Here is a 14,698-nt window from a genome sequence, read left to right as displayed (position 1 = left end):
TCCGCCGGATTTTGCCGCGCGTCCCGCCCGGGCGCGTCGACCGGGACGCCCGTAGACTCCCGCCATGGCAGAGGTGATGGTCTTTGCCGGGGCCGGGGGCCGACGGTTCGCACAGGAGATGTGCGTCGATCTCGGCGTGCCCCTGAGCGAGAGCACGACCTCCCGCTTCGCGAACGACTGCCTGCAGGTGCAGCTCATGGAGAACTGCCGCGAGCGCGACGTCTACCTGGTGCAGCCGATCGTCACGCCCACGCAGGAGAACCTGATGGAGCTCCTGCTCATGATCGACGCGGCGAAGGGCGCCTCCGCCCGCCGCATCACCGCCGTCATGCCGCACTTCGCGTATGCGCGCTCGGACAAGAAGGACGCACCGCGGATCTCCATCGGCGGGCGCCTCGTGGCCGACCTGCTCGAGACGGCCGGTGTGAACCGCATCCTGACGATGACGTTGCACGCGCCGCAGGTGCACGCCTTCTTCCGCGTGCCGACCGACCAGCTCAACGCGCTGCGTGAGCTCGCCCTGCACTTCGCGACGAGCGACCTGTCGAAGACGACGGTGGTCTCGCCGGACCTCGGCAACGCGAAGAGCGCGTCGGCGTTCGCGAAGATGCTGGGCGTCCCGGTCGCGGCGGCCGCGAAGGAGCGCTTCGACGGCAACCGCGTCGAGATCACGTCGCTCATCGGGGACGTCGCGGGCCGCGACATCATCGTGCTCGACGACGAGATCGCCAACGGTTCCACGATCATCGCGATCCTCGACCTGCTGCGTGAGCACGGCGCGCGGACGGTCCGCATCGCGTGCACGCACGGCATCTTCGCGAACGACGCGGTGCAGCGGATCGCCGCCGACCCCGACGTGGTCGAGATCATCACGACCAACACCATCCCGTCGGCCGAGATGCTCGCTCACGACAAGCTGACCGTCATCAGCGTCGCGTCGGCCTTCGCGGAGGCCGTGCGCCGGATCCACAGCGGTGAGTCGGTGAGCGCGCTGTTCGACCCGGCGCACGTCTAGCACCTGCCGACCGGAACCTGCCGACCGGAGTGACGAAGGAGAACGGAGCGGAGCCAACCGGCTCCGCTCCGTTCTCCTTCGTCAGGTCCTGCAGCAGCACCCCGCGGGTCAGTGCCCGGGGCCGCCCTCCGCCGGCGCGTTCACCGGCTTGCGCATCATGAAGGTCAGCGCGACCGCACCCAGCATCACCACGGCCGCGACGAGGAACGCGAGCTGGGAGCCCCCGGTGAGGGCGTCGGCGGCCGGCTGTCCGGCGTCGGCAAGCGCCACCGAGCGGACCGTCATGAGCGCGACGAACAGCGCGGTGCCCGCCGCGCCTGCGACCTGCTGCACGGTGTTGATGATGGCGGAGCCGTGCGAGTACAGGTGCGGCTCGAGGTCGCCGAGACCCGCGGTGAACAGCGGCGTGAAGATGCCGCTGAGGCCGAGGCTGAGCAGCACGTGTGCACCGAGCACGTAGAACGGCGACGTGGTCGGGGTGATGAACGCGAATGCGGTCACGGCGAGCGTCACCCCCACGACGGCGGGCAGCATGATGGGGCGGGGGCCGACGCGGTCGTACAGCTTCCCGATCGTCGGGCCGAGCAGGCCCATCGCGAGGCCACCCGGCAGCAGGAGCAGGCCCGAGTACAGCGGCGGCAGGCCGAGTGCCTCCTGCAGCACCAGCGGCAGCAGGATGAACGCACCGAACATCGCGATCATGCTGACGGCCAGGATGCCGATCGCGAGGCTGAAGCTGCGGGCGCGGAACACCCGCAGGTCGAGCAGCGCGCTGTCGGTGCGCTGGCGCACGAGCTGGCGCCACACGAACAGGCCGAGGACCGCGACGCCCAGGAGCAGCGGGACCGCCGGGTGAACCGGTGCGCCGCCACGGGCGGACTCACCGAGCGCGGACAGCCCGTAGACCAGCCCGCCGAACGCGAGGAGCGCGAGCAGCAGCGACAGCGGGTCGAGCGGGTGGCGGTCGCGGTCGGCGACGTCGCGGATCCACAGGACGCCCGCGAGGAGTGCGAGCAGCGAGATCGGCAGCACGACGCCGAACACCCCGCGCCAGCCCAGCGGCCCGAGCACCGCGCCCGACAGCGTGGGACCGAGCGCCGGCGCCGCCGCGATGACGAGCGTGATGTTGCCCATGACGCGGCCGCGCATGTGGTGCGGCACGATCGTCATGATCGTCGTCATCAGCAGCGGCATCATGATCGCCGTGCCCGTCGCCTGCACCACGCGGCCGACGACCAGGAACGCGAAGCCCGGCGCGAGCAGGGCCAGCAGGGTGCCGAGGCTGAACAGCGACATCGCGAGCAGGTAGGCGCCGCGCGTGCCGAGCCGGTTGATGATGAAGCCCGTCGCCGGGATGACGACGGCCATGGTGAGCATGAACGCCGTCGTCAGCCACTGACCGGTGGTGGCCGTGATGTTCAGGTCGTCCATGATGGGCGGCAGAGCGACGCCCATGGTGGTCTCGTTGAGGATGACGGTGAACGCCGACGCCATCAGCAGGGCGATGACGACGAAGCTCTCGCGGGGTAGTCGGTCGGGTGCGGGCGCTGCCTCGGCCGGGCCATAGGCGGCGCCGCCCGACGGCGGACTGGTCGCCTCGGTCTGTGCGGTCATGGTGGGTCTCGGTCCCTTCCGGGGTTGGTCTTGAGCTCCGGCCGGGGCCGGCGGATGACGCGAGCGACGCTGCACACGACCTGTGTCTAGTGACACCCATTGATCGTCGGGTATTCCACCCGGTCGCCGCGACCTGATATCTCAGACGTCTGCCGAGAGCAGAACTCATCGTCCGCACGTGTCGTGACTCGCCAGAGATATGCCGCGAGACCAACGCCCAGGTCAGGCGCCGACCGTCGCACCACCACCACCGGCGTCGTCCGGCAAGACGGTCCGTCGCCGCCTCTCCCGCGCTGGTGACCGACGCCTGTACAGCGCGCGGGACGTCATCGCCCCGCGCCGCACCGGGGCGTGTCGGGCGTCAGCCGACGGCCGGGCCCACGTACTCGAACGGCACCGGGTCGCTCACCACGAGCCGGCTCTCGCCGTCGACCATCGCGAGGACCACCGCGCGCAGCACGTACTCGCCGTCGGGGCGCGGGGCGTCGTAGCTGGTGACGCCGTCCGCCACGTCGCCCGGCCAGCAGGTGGTCTCGACCGGGACGTCGGTGAGGCCCGAGATCACGTGGGTGGCGCCGTCCTGCTCCCAGGCGCTGTACTCGCCCGAGGGGAAGCCCTCGTCGTCGGACCTGCTGAGCATCAGACCGCCGCCTTCGTGCCAGCCGTGGTCGAGGTCGACCACCACGTCGCCCTGCGACCAGACGAGCTGGACCTCGTCGCCGAAGTCGAGCGCCGCGTCGTCGACCTCGTGCTCCAGGAGGATCGCCTGGTAGAGGTTGCCCTCGGCGTCCGGCGTCATCGGGCCGGCGAGCTGAAGACGGAACCGGTCGTCCTGCGTCACGAGCTCCGAGACGTCCATCCCGCACTCGGCACCTTGCTCGGCCCAGCCCTCGGGGACATGCCCGGCCTCGAAGGGGATCGTGCTCGCAGCGGTGGCGGGGGCGTCGCCGCCGGCGGCCTCCGCGGACGGCGCCGCAGCGGCAGCGGCCGGAGCCGAGGTCTCGGCCCCGGCGGCGTTGTACGTCACGTCGCAGGCGGCGGTGATCGCCGCGAGGCAGACCGTCGTGCCGAGCAGCATGCCGGTGCGGAGGGTGCGGGCGGCAGAGGCGCCGCCCTTCGTGCTGTGGATCGTCATGTGGCGCATCGTCGCAGGTGGCCCGGCCTTTGTGGCAAATCAGGCGCATCGGAAGAAGTCCCCATCGATCCCTCTGGGCAGCTCGTGGTACTGCGGCTCCGCAGCGATCAGGGCGCGGCGGCCTCGGCCGGTTCCGCCGTCGGCTCGGCGGGAGCGGGCACCGCCGTCCCCAGCGCCACGCCCTGCCCGGCCATGAACGGCTCGGGGTCCGTGGCCTGGCCGTTCATCCGCACCTCGTAGTGCAGGTGGCAGCCCGACGACGTCCCCGCACCCGCCGGATCGATGCGCCGGTCGCCGCCCATGGACGCGACCTGCTGGCCTGCCGTGACGACCTCGCCGACGCGCACGAGCAGCGTCCCGGTGAGCAGGTGGCCGTAGGTCGTGTCGAGGCCGAGCCCGTGGTCGATCCGGACCGTGTTGCCCGTGCCCCAGCCGGTGCTTCCCGCGATGACGACACGTCCCGCGGCAGCCGCGAACACGGGCGTGCCGCAGGACGCCGCGATGTCCTGGCCCAGGTGAAAGGTCGACGCCCCGGCGATCCCGGTGCTGCGCGGCCCGTAGCCAGAGGCCTTGCTGCCGACCGCCGGGTTGGCCCACCCGCCCGCGCTGACCGCGGCGAACGAGATGTCGCCGGAGACGCAGGGAGCGGAGGCGGCCAGGGCCTGGAGCTCCTCGGGGGCCGCTCCGCTCAGCGCGGCGACGAGGGAGACTGCCTGGTCCCAGTAGCGGGCGTAGTGGTAGGGGTCGGCGTTGCGCTGGGCCTTGTGCGCGGCGATCGTCGGCTCCAGGGCGTCCCAGCCCGGCACGGCGAGCAGCCGGTCGTAGAACCGTCCGGAGGACTGCACCGGGTCGAGCCGTTCCTCGACGGTGCCGTACCACTTCTGCTCCTGGAACATGCCGACCGAGCTGGTCAGTGTGCCGTCCGGGTTGCGCACGCCGAAGCGGTCGTCGCCGTACGTGAGGTTGCGCAGGCCGGACTCGCCGATCGCCGTCATGACGGCGCTCGCCTGCGCTCGGGCCGGTACGCCGCGCTCCTGACCGACCTGCAGGATGACCGCCCCGTTCTGCAGCTGTTCCCCGGTGAAGCCCGCCGCGGACTCCGGCAGGTCCGCCGCGGGCACAACGGACGCCCCGGCGGCGCACATCGGGTTCGACCCGCCGGCCTGGCTGCCGGCGACCGACCCGCCGATGACGACCACCACGCCGATCACGAGGGCCGGGATCGCGATGAACGCCGCGACGATCACGACGAACAGGGCGACGAGCGCCCGACGTCGTCCGGCCTCGGGGCGTCCGTCCGGCCCGCCGGTCACGGCTGCTCCGGCGGGCGGATCTGCTCGGCGAGCCATGGTGCGCCACCGTCGGAGCGCACGAGGAGCACGGTGTAGTCGCCGACATCCGTGGGCACGCTGACCTGGGCGAGGAGCGCAGAGGACTCGTCGGTCACCGTGGGCTCGCCGGTCACGGCGCGCACCGGGATGAGCCGGGGGTCTACGTCCTGGTAGACGGGCTGTGCCTGCAGAGTGAGGTGGGGCGCGAGCTGCGCCCACCACTCCTCTGGTTCGAGCTCGGCGCGTGCGAACGCGGTGACCGTCGCACGGGCCGACTCGCGCGCCGCGGCCCGCACCGTGTCGTCCCAGGCAGCCACCACCGGCGCACCGGGAGCCGCGGAGTCGAACTCCGGCTCGGCGGTCACGGTGGTTGCGGCGTCGCCGGCGCCGACCTCGGAGGCGTCCACCTCGTCGGTCGCCGTCGGCGGTTCACCGCGGCCGGACGTCTCGCCCGACGCGCCGGGCTCGGGCGCGACCGCCCCGGCGGTCGGCATGGGATCCGCCTCGGCGCCGCCGGGCTCGACCCGAGGCCACCCGATCCAGGCGAAGACGCCGAGCGCGATCACGCCCACGACGATGAAGACCGCGCGCTTCATGACCCACCCGCCCTGTCGATCCGTGACAACTGCACCGCGCCGCCCCCGTCGTCAGTAGCGGCCGGCGCGGTCGCGCTGCGCCTCCGCGGTCGCGCGGACCTGAGCCTCGGCGCGCGCCCGCTGCACCTGGTAGCGCACCGCGAGGCTGCGGGCCGACCGGGCCGCCCCCGCCACCCGCTGAGAGGCGCGTGCGGTCCGCGCGCCGCGTCCCGCCGTGACGAGCGCTCGCGAGCCGGTGACCGCCGTCGACGTGCCGGCGGTGGCTCCGGCCGCCGCAGCGGTGAGTGCCACCTCGCCCGCCGCCCGCCCCGCTGTGCGCAAACGTCGTCCGAGCCGCTCACCTGGCGTATAAGGCTCGGGGACGTGCGTGCCGCCGGGCGTGCGCGCCGCGTCCGCGGCCGCGACCCAGGGCGGCGGCTCAGCGGCGGTGCGGGCGACCGACTCGGACGCGCTGACCGCGCCACCCACCAGCGCGCCCGCCGCGCCACCGGCGCCCGCCGCAACGGCGGACCCGGCGGTCGAGGGTGCCGGCTTCGGCCCGAGGCCGACGCCGAGGTAGCCCTTCACCTTCTCGTAGTTCTTGCCGAACTTCTCCGGCGCCTCCCAGTTGATCTTGGCCGGGGCGGGGATCTTCGACGGGCTGGCGCCCATCTTGGCCAGGCGCTCCGCGAGGGTGCGCAGGCCCTTGCGGACGCTGGCTCCGGCGACCACGTACGCGACGGCCCCGGCGATGACCACGGTGTTGAACAGGTAGAGCCGGACGAGGAACGGCAGCCCGCTCGTCGCGCCGTAGAAGCCGAGCAGCATCTTCATCCACGCGACGAGGAACACCGTGGCGATCGCGACGAGGAAGCAGCCGAAGGCCACGCTCGCGAAGGTCTTGAACAGCGCGCCACGGGTGTCGCTCGAGACGACACCGACGGGCAGCTGCCACAGGAGCTTGATCGCCGACCAGCCGAGGAGCAGCACGGCGAAGATGGTGCCGCCCACGATCACTACCGACAGGACGAGGAACACGAACGCGCTGCTGAGCAGGCTGATCGCCGCGACGACCGTGCCCTCGGAGACCGACGAGGCCGCTTCGGCCAACGCCGGATCGCAGCCGCCGATGGCCTCGACCGCGCCATCGGTGCCGACGTTCTCCGTGTAGACGCCCTCGCAGGAAGTCCCGTCGATCATGGCGCCGTAGTTGAGGATCTGGTGCGGCGTGCGCACCAGCGTGTCCACGAGCTGCCCCTTGAGACCGTCCCGGATCGCGTCGGTGTCCTGCTCGAACGACGCGCCCTCGGTGGCGAACCCGGTCGCGATGGACATGCCGGCGTCGCGCGACTGCATGATCACGCCGTTCGGGCCGCCGATCGTCGCCATGGGGTTCGCGAGGAACCCGGTGGCGAGGGCGGCGATGGCGCAGCCGATGAGGAGCTCCATGAAGCCGCCGGCGTACCGCCCTCTGATCAGCCAGAAGCCCACGACGAACGCGAGGATGATGAGCGTCAGCGACAGGATGCCGATCTGCGACACCATCGACTGGACGATGACGCTGATGCCCGCGAGCGGCGACAGGATGAAGCCGAGCCAGTCCATTCCGAGCACCCAGTCGAGCACCCAGATCTGCACGGACACGAGGTTGCGGTACCAGCCCCAGAACAGGCCGGTGAGCGTCGAGTAGATCTGGGTCCCGACGTCGGGCACGCCGAGGAACGACCCCGTGTCGAACTGCAGGTCGAAGTCCCAGACGGACACGCCGTGCGTGTCGGTGAGATCGACACCCGCGGTGCCGACGTCCTCGAGTCTGATCATGCGCCGATCACCGTCCCTGCCGAGCTCGTCGGGGTCGTCTTCACGGTCTCCGAGCGGGTCATGACCAAGGGGGCCATGATCTTGGCGCGCCCGTAGCGGGCCTGGAAGTCGCGCAGCAGGCACTCGCCGCGCCGCTCGTCCGGGACGCCGACCACCGAGTCGATGACGGGTGCCGTGTTCTCGGTGACGAGCTTGACGAGACCCTCGTCGACGGGGGCGTCGGCGGCCAGGCCGTGCAGCCACCGCAGCCCGCGGCGGGCGAGGTTGGCGTCACGGTGACGCAGGAGCACGCGGAACGGGACCAGGCCGCGCACGACCTCGTTGCCGAAGTCCTCCTCGGCGTCGTGGCTGCCGAGCAGGAGGGCGGCCTTGTGCTTGCGGCCGTCACGGATGAACATGCCGATCTCCTCGGCCGCCTCGGGCGACGACATCGTCTTCGCGGCCTCGTCGGCGGCGAAGATGTCCAGCCGCGTGCGGTCTGCGAAGCAGCGCTGCCGGGCGAGCGCGGCGATGAGCGCGAACGTGGCGCGCCCGAACACCTTCTCGGCCTTGAGCTCGGCGAACAGGTGGCTGTGCTCCATGTCCGCCCTGGACGGGAGCTGGAGGCGGTGGGTGTGCAGCACGATCGCCGGCGCCTCGATGTCGAGCGGCGGCAGGGTGTCGTCGAAGACCGCGCGGCCGAAGTCGAGCTCGGAGAAGATCCGCATCTCGTCGGCGAGGCGCTGCGCCCCGGCGAACTCGCAGTCGTGCTCGAGGTGCCGGGCCAGGGAGCCGAAGCTCGTGATCTCGTGCCGCCACATGTACTCGGGGTGCAGCACCTTGGACAGCAGCACCGTCTGGTCCGACTTCGTCTGGACGGACAGCAGCACCGAGAGGAAGGACCGGGCGACGCGCGGCGCCTGGGCGAGCGGCAGGATCCGCAGCGGGTCGACGGAGAGGGTGGCCTCCTCCGAGATCTCGACCACCTGCGACCCGGAGATCCCCGAGACGGCGATGCCCCACTCGCCCATCTCGGTGTGGTCCACCGCCATGAGCGTGGCGCCACGGTCGACGTTGTCCATGGCGACCGTCTTCATGGAGACGCTCTTGCCGGCTCCGAGCTCGCCCACGAAGCCCATGGCGAGCGCGACGTCCAGCTTGTCCGACGCCCCTGCGAGGTCGACGAACACCGGGTTCGGCCGCGACGCCCCGTTCGAGATCTCGAGCGCGAACAGCGACCCGGCGCGGTCGCCGAGCTCCGTCGTCGCAAAGGGCACGGCCACGGCGAACGACCGCGCCGTGGTGATCTGCGAGTACTCGCGGACCACCCGCGTGGTGGGCACGCCGGGCATCGTCGCCTCGAACAGCATGGGCTGGATCGTGGGGTCGGTCCGCAGCGCGAACTGCATGGACGCGAAGTACTTGGTGAGCGAGCGGGCGTCGTCGGCCACCTCGTCGGGCGAGGACCCCGACACCACGAACATCGTGGTGGCGTCGACCTCGACCTCGAGCTCGTCGGCGTCCATGACGGCCTGGTACTCGCCGAGGGCGCGCGCCGTGATGTCGAGCGACGAGCCGGCGCGCTCCTCCTCCTCGCGCTGGTCGAACTGGTCGTTCAGGGTGCGCACGGCGCGACGGTTGCGGTTCGTCACCTCGTCGCGCGACCGGACGGTCATGCGGATGGCCCAGTCGGCCTCGACGCCACTCTCGTCGAGCCGGCCGATCCACTCGCACTCGGGGAACGTGATCCCGCCGGACGGCGTGTCGGCGACGACGAGGGTGGTCTGGTAGGAGGCGAGGTCCGGCGCGGTCGGGTCGAGCACCTTGACGAACGGGCGCTTGAGGATGGCGAGGGGCCCGAGGCGCTTCGGGGAGTCGGTCTGACCCGCGGGGTCGATCAAGGCGGTGGGCAGCAACGACGGCCCGGAGAGGTGGAGCTCAGCGTCGAGCGACCCGTCGACGGGCACCGCGGTGTCCAGCCCCAGCCCGCGCTTCATCGAGTGGCCGAAGACCCACGCCATCTCCGCGACGGACGCCGGCCGCGGGTCGAACGCCGACGGCATCTCCTTGCGCAGCCCCTCGGCCTGCGCCGCTCGCACCGCGATCGCGTGCTTCGACGGCGTGGCCCGCGGCATCATCAGCGCGTCCTTGAGCGACGCCCAGCTCGCCTGCAGCGGCTCCATCACGGCGGACGCCCCGGGGTTCGCGAGCGGCGCCGCGATCCAGTACGCCCGGCGCCCGATCTCGATCTGCTCGAGGAAGTCGAGGGTCGCCTCGCACTCCTCCGCCCAGGCGACGTGCTGCTCCAGGTCGACGCCCTCGATCATGGCCTCGACAACCGACGCCGGGTCGGTCGCCGCGACGAGCCCGAGGTGCAGGGACTCGCCCCGCAGCGCACGGTACAGGGCCGTGTGGTGCCGCCGCGCCGCGTGCTTCTTGTCGTCCGGCTGGAACGCGTAGGGGATGGGCGACACCCGCCAGACGGCCCACACGGTTCCGGAACGGGTCCACATGAGGCCGTCGGTCAAGGAGGAGATCTGGCTCAGCATCAGTTGTCCCCTTCGTGGCGCGGGTCAGGTCGCAGGTCAGGTGGAAGGTCAGGTCCCGTGCCGGGCCCCTTGACCAGGGATCCGGCCAGGAGCTGTCCGACTCCGGTCAGCCGCGCCTCCCGTCGTCTCGCCTCGGACTCGGGTGCCTCGGGCGAGGGCCCGCCGACAGAGGACGGCACGTCCCCCGGCGTCAGCGGTGGCAGGGCGGGCGGTACGGGGTCGGCGTGGAGCACCGGTCCGGCCGGGACGACCGACGGCCAGGGCGAGGCGACCGCCGAGGGCGCGCGACCGGCGTCGGGCACCCGTGCGGGGACCCTGGCCGCGAACGCGACCCGGTGGGTGACCAGCCGCGGCTTGGGCAAAGTGAGCTGCCGGCCCGAGAGCCGGCCGGGCGTCGAGGTGAGGTTGAAGGCGTCCATGATCCAGCCGACGGGGTTGCGCCCCGTGTTCGGGATCTTCCCGGTGGCCCAGACCGCGCCCACGACGAGGCCCACGGCCACCAAGAGGTTCATGAAGCCGCCGAAGCGGGCCCACAACGAGGCTGTCTTCCACAGCGCGAAGGCGACGAGCGCGCCCGCGCCGATCTGGGTGAGCGTGTACGGCCCGCCCCAGATGCGCGCGCCGCTCGGCATCTTCCCCACGAGCATGGGGATGCGCCGCGCCTTCGTGTAGAACTTCGCGGTCTCCATGCCGCAACCTCCTCACCTCGCACTACGCCCGTCGGGTGCGACCGGGTCGCCCGCAGGCCCACCCCCGCCGTCCGACGGGCGACCGACTCCGCGCGTCAGACCAGGGTCTGCACCGACACCACGGGCGGCGCCGAGCTGCCGAACTCCTGGTCCGTGAGGTCCTTGGTGACGTTGATGCCGCCGTTGACCAGCCACAGCACCACGCCACCCACGATCGCGGACATGACGATGGCCGCGATCGACATCTTGGTCTTCACCGCGGTGATGACCACCATGAGGATCACCACGACGAAGGCAACGGACTCGATCGCGCTCTTGACCTCCTCCGACTTCACGGTGATCAGGTCCAGGAAGCCGTCCGCGCTGACCATCCCCGCGGGCGCGGGGGCGGCGGCGACGGCGAGGTTCATCAGCTCGAGCATCATCAGTTCTCTCCTTCGTTCTCCTGCCCGGCACTGCCGGACACGGGGGTCTGGGTCCGCACGGCCTGGTCCAGGCCGGCCACCTCCCAGCGGCCGTCACGCGCGATGAGCGTGACGGCGTACTGGGCGGTCGTCTTCTGGCCGTCCGGCCGGGTGAGGTCGACTGTGGCGAGCACGTACGAGCCGTCGCCGTCGGCCGGGTCGTCGGAGATCTCGTGCGAGCCGACCAGGCCCTTGACCGCGACGGCCGTGTACGGGGCCGGGGTCACGGCGGCGATCGCTGCGCCGGGCCGCGTGTAGCGGGAGATCTCGCCCTGACCGGCGACCATCGCGGCCAGGAAGCTCGCGACCGACTCGCCGGCGGCGCTCGTGGGCGAGATGGTGTGGGGGTAGTCGAGGTCGGGCGCCTCGGCGGTGGCCGGGGCGGGCACGGGCGCGGGGAGCGCGAGCGCCTCCACGGCGAGGGCCTCCTCGGAGACCGCGACGTGAACGGGCACACGGAAGTAGCGGCGCACCCAGACGAGCGCGGGTGCCTGGCCCTCGGCGGGCGGCGCGGCCCCGGGCGCCGGCTCGGCCACGTCCACGCCGACCGTCACCGACCAGTTCTGGTCGCCCGTCTGCGCGACCGACGCCACGGACGAGTCCCGGATCGTCAGCCCCGTGTCGGGCAGCTGCCCCACGGGGGCCGACGTCAGCGAGTCGACGAGCTGCTGGTCGTCGCGGTCCGCGCGCAGCCACGTCTCCACGAGCTCGGTGGCGCGCTCACCCGCCGCGGCGCTCGCGGCGTAGTCGGCGCCGCCTCCGGTCGTCGCGGGCCCGGTCGTGGCGGGCCGCAGCAGCACCCAGGCGAGCGCGATCGGTCCGGCCGCGATCGCGAGGGCCAGCCCGATCGCCCAGGCCTTCGTCACGAGCGCGGGACCCTGGGTCCACTCGAGCACCTGCGGCGGCTCCTCGCCGGGAGCGACCGGGCTGCCCGACGTCGGACCGGACGCCCCGGGCGCGCGCGTCGCCCCGGCCTCCGCGCCAGCGGGCAGCGTGGCCGGTGCGGCGCGCCGGTCGCGGCGGCGGTCGAGGACTGAGCTCATCGGGCGCGCACCTCCCGCTGCAGCTTCGCGTCGATGCGGGCGCGAGCGGCGCGCGCCTTGCGCGCGCGGTCGTTGTCGAGGAGGGCGCCCAGGCGGGCCGCGGTGTCCTCCTCGCCGAGCGGGTCCTCGTGCAGGGAGTCGACGAGGGCGTTCACCTCGGGGCCCAGCTCGATCCGCGCCGCATGCACCACGGCGGTGTCCCGCAGCAGGGACCACGTCTGGTCGGCCACGATGTCGACGGCGGTGTCGACGCGGGGATCGACCTGCAGGTTCCCGCTCATGCTCCCGCGTGCGGTGTCGATGTTCGCTGCGCCCGGGTCCAGCTCGTGCTCGCTCATCTCGCCTCTCCCTCGTCCGCTCTGCTCGCGTCCGTGCCCGCCCTCCTGCACCTACCGACAAATGGCGGCCTTTGCTCTCGTGTGACGACACGCGTGAAACGACACGCAAGCGATGTGACCCAGATCACACACTGCATCTCGTGGCGCGGCGAACGGGCAACAGTGCCGGGCAACACCCCCTCGAAAGAGTCAAGGCGAAGAAGGGGGGATCGCCATGCCCACACGCATGCCGACACGCGGGCCCGGACCGGGCACGCTCATGACGGAGCTCGACCACGACTGGGCCGACCTGTGCGGCACGCGATCCTTCGCGGCGGAGCTCGACCGCCTGGTCGCCCGCTTCCCGCAGCTCGCGGGACTGCGGAACGGGCGGTCGGTGCGCCTGGAGTCGGGCGACGCCGACCCGGTGCTCCACGCCCTCCTCGCCGAGCACGCGGACGGCAGCTTCGCCGCCGGCCGCGCCGTGCTCCAGTGCATGCTCCCCGCGGTGCGGACGATCGTGCGCCGCTCCCGTCGCCACTACCCGGACGTCCAGGACCTGGAGCAGGAGACCGCGGCCGCGATGTGGGACGCCATCACCTCGTACGACCTGGCGCGCGCCGACCGGGTGGCGATGCGCCTGCAGGGCCACACGCTGACGCGCGTCGTGGGCGACCGGGCTCCGTTCGCCCACGGGTCCCGCGCGAGCCGCGGCCCGCAGGTCGAGGAGATCCCGACGGAGACCGAGGTCCTCACCTACCTCGAGCGGCCGGTGGCGCCGGAGGACGCTCCCGAGGCGTGCTTCTCGCCGGCGAGCCTCACCCTCGGCCCGACGGGCGAGGTGCTCGACGTCATCGCCTGGGGGCTCGGTCGTGACGTCCTGACGCGCGAGGAGGCGGCGCTCCTCGCCCGCCTGTACGCGCCGGACCCTGACCTGCCCGAGTACGCGGAGCTCGCCTCCGGGCGCGGGAACTACCAGAAGCGGGTCGCACAGGAACTTGGGATCTCGCACGCTGCGTTGCGCCAGCGTGCGAGCCGGGCGGTACGCCGCCTGGCGGAGGCTGTCCAGTCCGGCGGCATGTCTGGGGGGTCGCCGGGCTGAGACAGGACGGGGCGGAGAGCCGGTGGGCGTACCCGCCGGAGTCCCGTCGCGGAGGGGTCCTCTGGGGAAGGGAGGACCCCTCCGCCAGCCCTGTCTCGCCACTTCTGTCGTCAGTCACCATTCCTTCAAGCCATCTCCACATCTTTTGACCCGGCCTTGACCTATCGGTCCGCCCGGCTCGGTCGTTACCGTTCGACCTGCCGGGTTCGCCCGTCTGCATCAAGATGGCCTGCGGCGGTTCCCACCGGGGACCGCCACGGCGATCGATGCAGTGCAGGGGGCGCACGGTGGATGCGGAGACCGAAGGGGACGTGGTGACCACGAGTGTCGGCGAGAGACACGGGAGACAACCGAGCACCGGGCAGTGGCCGGCCGTCACGGGGCAGCAGCGCCCGGTGAGCGGCCAGGTCCCTGCCGCGCGTCCACGTCCGCCCGCCCCGGCGAAGCCCACGCGGGCGCGCCGTCGGCCGGCGCTCGTGGCGCTCGGCCTCGCGCTCGTCGCGCTCAGCGTCCTCGCTACGGTGTACCTGACGACGACGCTGGGCGAGACGCAGAAGGTGCTCGTGCTGGTCAACGACGTCGCGCGCGGCGAGGAGATCACGTCCGCCGACCTGCGCGTCGCCGACCTGCCCCTCAGCCCGAGCGACCTGACGCCCGTCGCGGAGGGCCTGGCCAAGACGGTGGACGGCAAGCGCGCCACCGTCGACCTGCTGGCGGGCCAGCTCCTCACACCCACCAGCTACGCCGAGGAAGTCGGGCCCGCCGAGGGCATGTCCGTCGTCGGCGTCTCCCTCGCCGACAACCAGATGCCCACCAGGACGCCCTTGACGTCGGGAGACCGCGTCCGGATCGTCGAGACGCCGGTCGCGGGCGGCGAGCCGCCGGTGGAGGATCCGTTCGCCATCGACGCGATCGTCCGGAGCGTCGCCCCGTCGGACCTGGGTGACCAGACCGTCATAGACCTCGAGGTCGACAGGGCGGACGCCGCCGCCCTCGCCGCCCGTGCGGCGACAGGCCGCGTCGCGCTCATCCTGGACTCGCTCGCCGACGGGAACGGGTGACCC

13 protein-coding genes are annotated in these 14,698 nt (G+C 72.3%); 3 read left to right on the top strand and 10 right to left on the bottom strand.

Features of this window, described 5'->3' with window-relative positions; all coding sequences use genetic code 11:
* The first annotated feature begins 64 nt into the window (after window positions 1-64).
* Window positions 65-1,015, top strand: a complete 951-nt coding sequence (locus tag L1785_RS05485) for a ribose-phosphate diphosphokinase (protein WP_236088196.1) — start codon at window positions 65-67, stop codon at window positions 1,013-1,015.
* Between the two features lie 108 nt (window positions 1,016-1,123).
* On the opposite strand, the gene L1785_RS05480 is transcribed toward L1785_RS05485, so the two are convergent.
* The 10 genes from L1785_RS05480 to L1785_RS05435 all read right to left on the bottom strand — a co-directional run bounded on the left by L1785_RS05480 (window position 1,124) and on the right by L1785_RS05435 (window position 12,553).
* A complete protein-coding gene (locus L1785_RS05480; protein WP_236088195.1) occupies window positions 1,124-2,629 on the bottom strand; it encodes a DHA2 family efflux MFS transporter permease subunit in 1,506 nt (501 codons plus the stop codon).
* Window positions 2,630-2,990: 361 nt separating this feature from the next.
* Entirely contained in the window at window positions 2,991-3,764 is a 774-nt protein-coding gene (locus L1785_RS05475) for a hypothetical protein (RefSeq protein ID WP_236088194.1), read from the bottom strand.
* A 107-nt stretch (window positions 3,765-3,871) separates the two neighbouring features.
* Entirely contained in the window at window positions 3,872-5,113 is a 1,242-nt protein-coding gene (locus L1785_RS05470) for a M23 family metallopeptidase (protein WP_236088193.1), read from the bottom strand.
* A complete protein-coding gene (locus tag L1785_RS05465) occupies window positions 5,074-5,691 on the bottom strand; it encodes a hypothetical protein (protein WP_236088192.1) in 618 nt (205 codons plus the stop codon). Before L1785_RS05465 ends, L1785_RS05470 begins: the two co-directional genes overlap by 40 nt.
* A gap of 51 nt (window positions 5,692-5,742) precedes the next feature.
* Window positions 5,743-7,491: a hypothetical protein gene (locus L1785_RS05460; RefSeq protein ID WP_236088191.1), complete on the bottom strand. Its 1,749-nt coding sequence runs from the start codon at window positions 7,489-7,491 to the stop codon at window positions 5,743-5,745.
* Entirely contained in the window at window positions 7,488-10,019 is a 2,532-nt protein-coding gene (locus L1785_RS05455; protein WP_236088190.1) for an ATP-binding protein, read from the bottom strand. The genes L1785_RS05460 and L1785_RS05455 overlap by 4 nt, the downstream gene beginning before the upstream one ends.
* Window positions 10,019-10,708, bottom strand: coding sequence for a hypothetical protein (locus tag L1785_RS05450; RefSeq protein WP_236088189.1), 690 nt, complete (start codon window positions 10,706-10,708; stop codon window positions 10,019-10,021). The genes L1785_RS05455 and L1785_RS05450 overlap by 1 nt, the downstream gene beginning before the upstream one ends.
* A 95-nt stretch (window positions 10,709-10,803) precedes the next feature.
* Entirely contained in the window at window positions 10,804-11,133 is a 330-nt protein-coding gene (locus tag L1785_RS05445; RefSeq protein ID WP_236088188.1) for a hypothetical protein, read from the bottom strand.
* Window positions 11,133-12,215 carry a conjugal transfer protein gene (locus L1785_RS05440; protein ID WP_236088187.1) on the bottom strand — a complete coding sequence of 361 codons (1,083 nt, stop codon included), beginning with the start codon at window positions 12,213-12,215 and terminating at the stop codon, window positions 11,133-11,135. The genes L1785_RS05445 and L1785_RS05440 overlap by 1 nt, the downstream gene beginning before the upstream one ends.
* Window positions 12,212-12,553, bottom strand: a complete 342-nt coding sequence (locus L1785_RS05435; protein WP_236088186.1) for a hypothetical protein — start codon at window positions 12,551-12,553, stop codon at window positions 12,212-12,214. Before L1785_RS05435 ends, L1785_RS05440 begins: the two co-directional genes overlap by 4 nt.
* A gap of 214 nt (window positions 12,554-12,767) precedes the next feature.
* Here L1785_RS05435 and L1785_RS05430 point away from each other — a divergent pair, with 214 nt between their 5' ends.
* A complete protein-coding gene (locus L1785_RS05430) occupies window positions 12,768-13,634 on the top strand; it encodes a sigma-70 family RNA polymerase sigma factor (RefSeq protein WP_236088185.1) in 867 nt (288 codons plus the stop codon).
* 395 nt (window positions 13,635-14,029) lie between these two features.
* Window positions 14,030-14,695, top strand: coding sequence for an SAF domain-containing protein (locus L1785_RS05425; RefSeq protein ID WP_236088184.1), 666 nt, complete (start codon window positions 14,030-14,032; stop codon window positions 14,693-14,695).
* The last annotated feature ends 3 nt before the right edge of the window (window positions 14,696-14,698 follow it).

This window comes from Antribacter soli (genome assembly GCF_021568775.1).
GTDB lineage: Bacteria > Actinomycetota > Actinomycetes > Actinomycetales > Cellulomonadaceae > Antribacter > Antribacter soli.
This window is presented reverse-complemented; position numbering and strand designations above follow the sequence as displayed.

Bases quoted from the DNA above. Each gene is read 5' to 3' on its own strand.
- L1785_RS05485 (WP_236088196.1), top strand. From the start codon at position 65: ATGGCAGAGGTGATGGTCTTTGCCGGGGCCGGGGGCCGACGGTTCGCA.
- L1785_RS05445 (WP_236088188.1), bottom strand. From the start codon at position 11,133: ATGATGCTCGAGCTGATGAACCTCGCCGTCGCCGCCGCCCCCGCGCCC.
- L1785_RS05430 (WP_236088185.1), top strand. From the start codon at position 12,768: ATGCCCACACGCATGCCGACACGCGGGCCCGGACCGGGCACGCTCATG.
- L1785_RS05435 (WP_236088186.1), bottom strand. From the start codon at position 12,553: ATGAGCGAGCACGAGCTGGACCCGGGCGCAGCGAACATCGACACCGCA.
- L1785_RS05475 (WP_236088194.1), bottom strand. From the start codon at position 3,764: ATGACGATCCACAGCACGAAGGGCGGCGCCTCTGCCGCCCGCACCCTC.
- L1785_RS05450 (WP_236088189.1), bottom strand. From the start codon at position 10,708: ATGGAGACCGCGAAGTTCTACACGAAGGCGCGGCGCATCCCCATGCTC.
- L1785_RS05440 (WP_236088187.1), bottom strand. From the start codon at position 12,215: ATGAGCTCAGTCCTCGACCGCCGCCGCGACCGGCGCGCCGCACCGGCC.
- L1785_RS05455 (WP_236088190.1), bottom strand. From the start codon at position 10,019: ATGCTGAGCCAGATCTCCTCCTTGACCGACGGCCTCATGTGGACCCGT.
- L1785_RS05460 (WP_236088191.1), bottom strand. From the start codon at position 7,491: ATGATCAGACTCGAGGACGTCGGCACCGCGGGTGTCGATCTCACCGAC.
- L1785_RS05470 (WP_236088193.1), bottom strand. From the start codon at position 5,113: ATGGCTCGCCGAGCAGATCCGCCCGCCGGAGCAGCCGTGACCGGCGGG.
- L1785_RS05465 (WP_236088192.1), bottom strand. From the start codon at position 5,691: ATGAAGCGCGCGGTCTTCATCGTCGTGGGCGTGATCGCGCTCGGCGTC.
- L1785_RS05480 (WP_236088195.1), bottom strand. From the start codon at position 2,629: ATGACCGCACAGACCGAGGCGACCAGTCCGCCGTCGGGCGGCGCCGCC.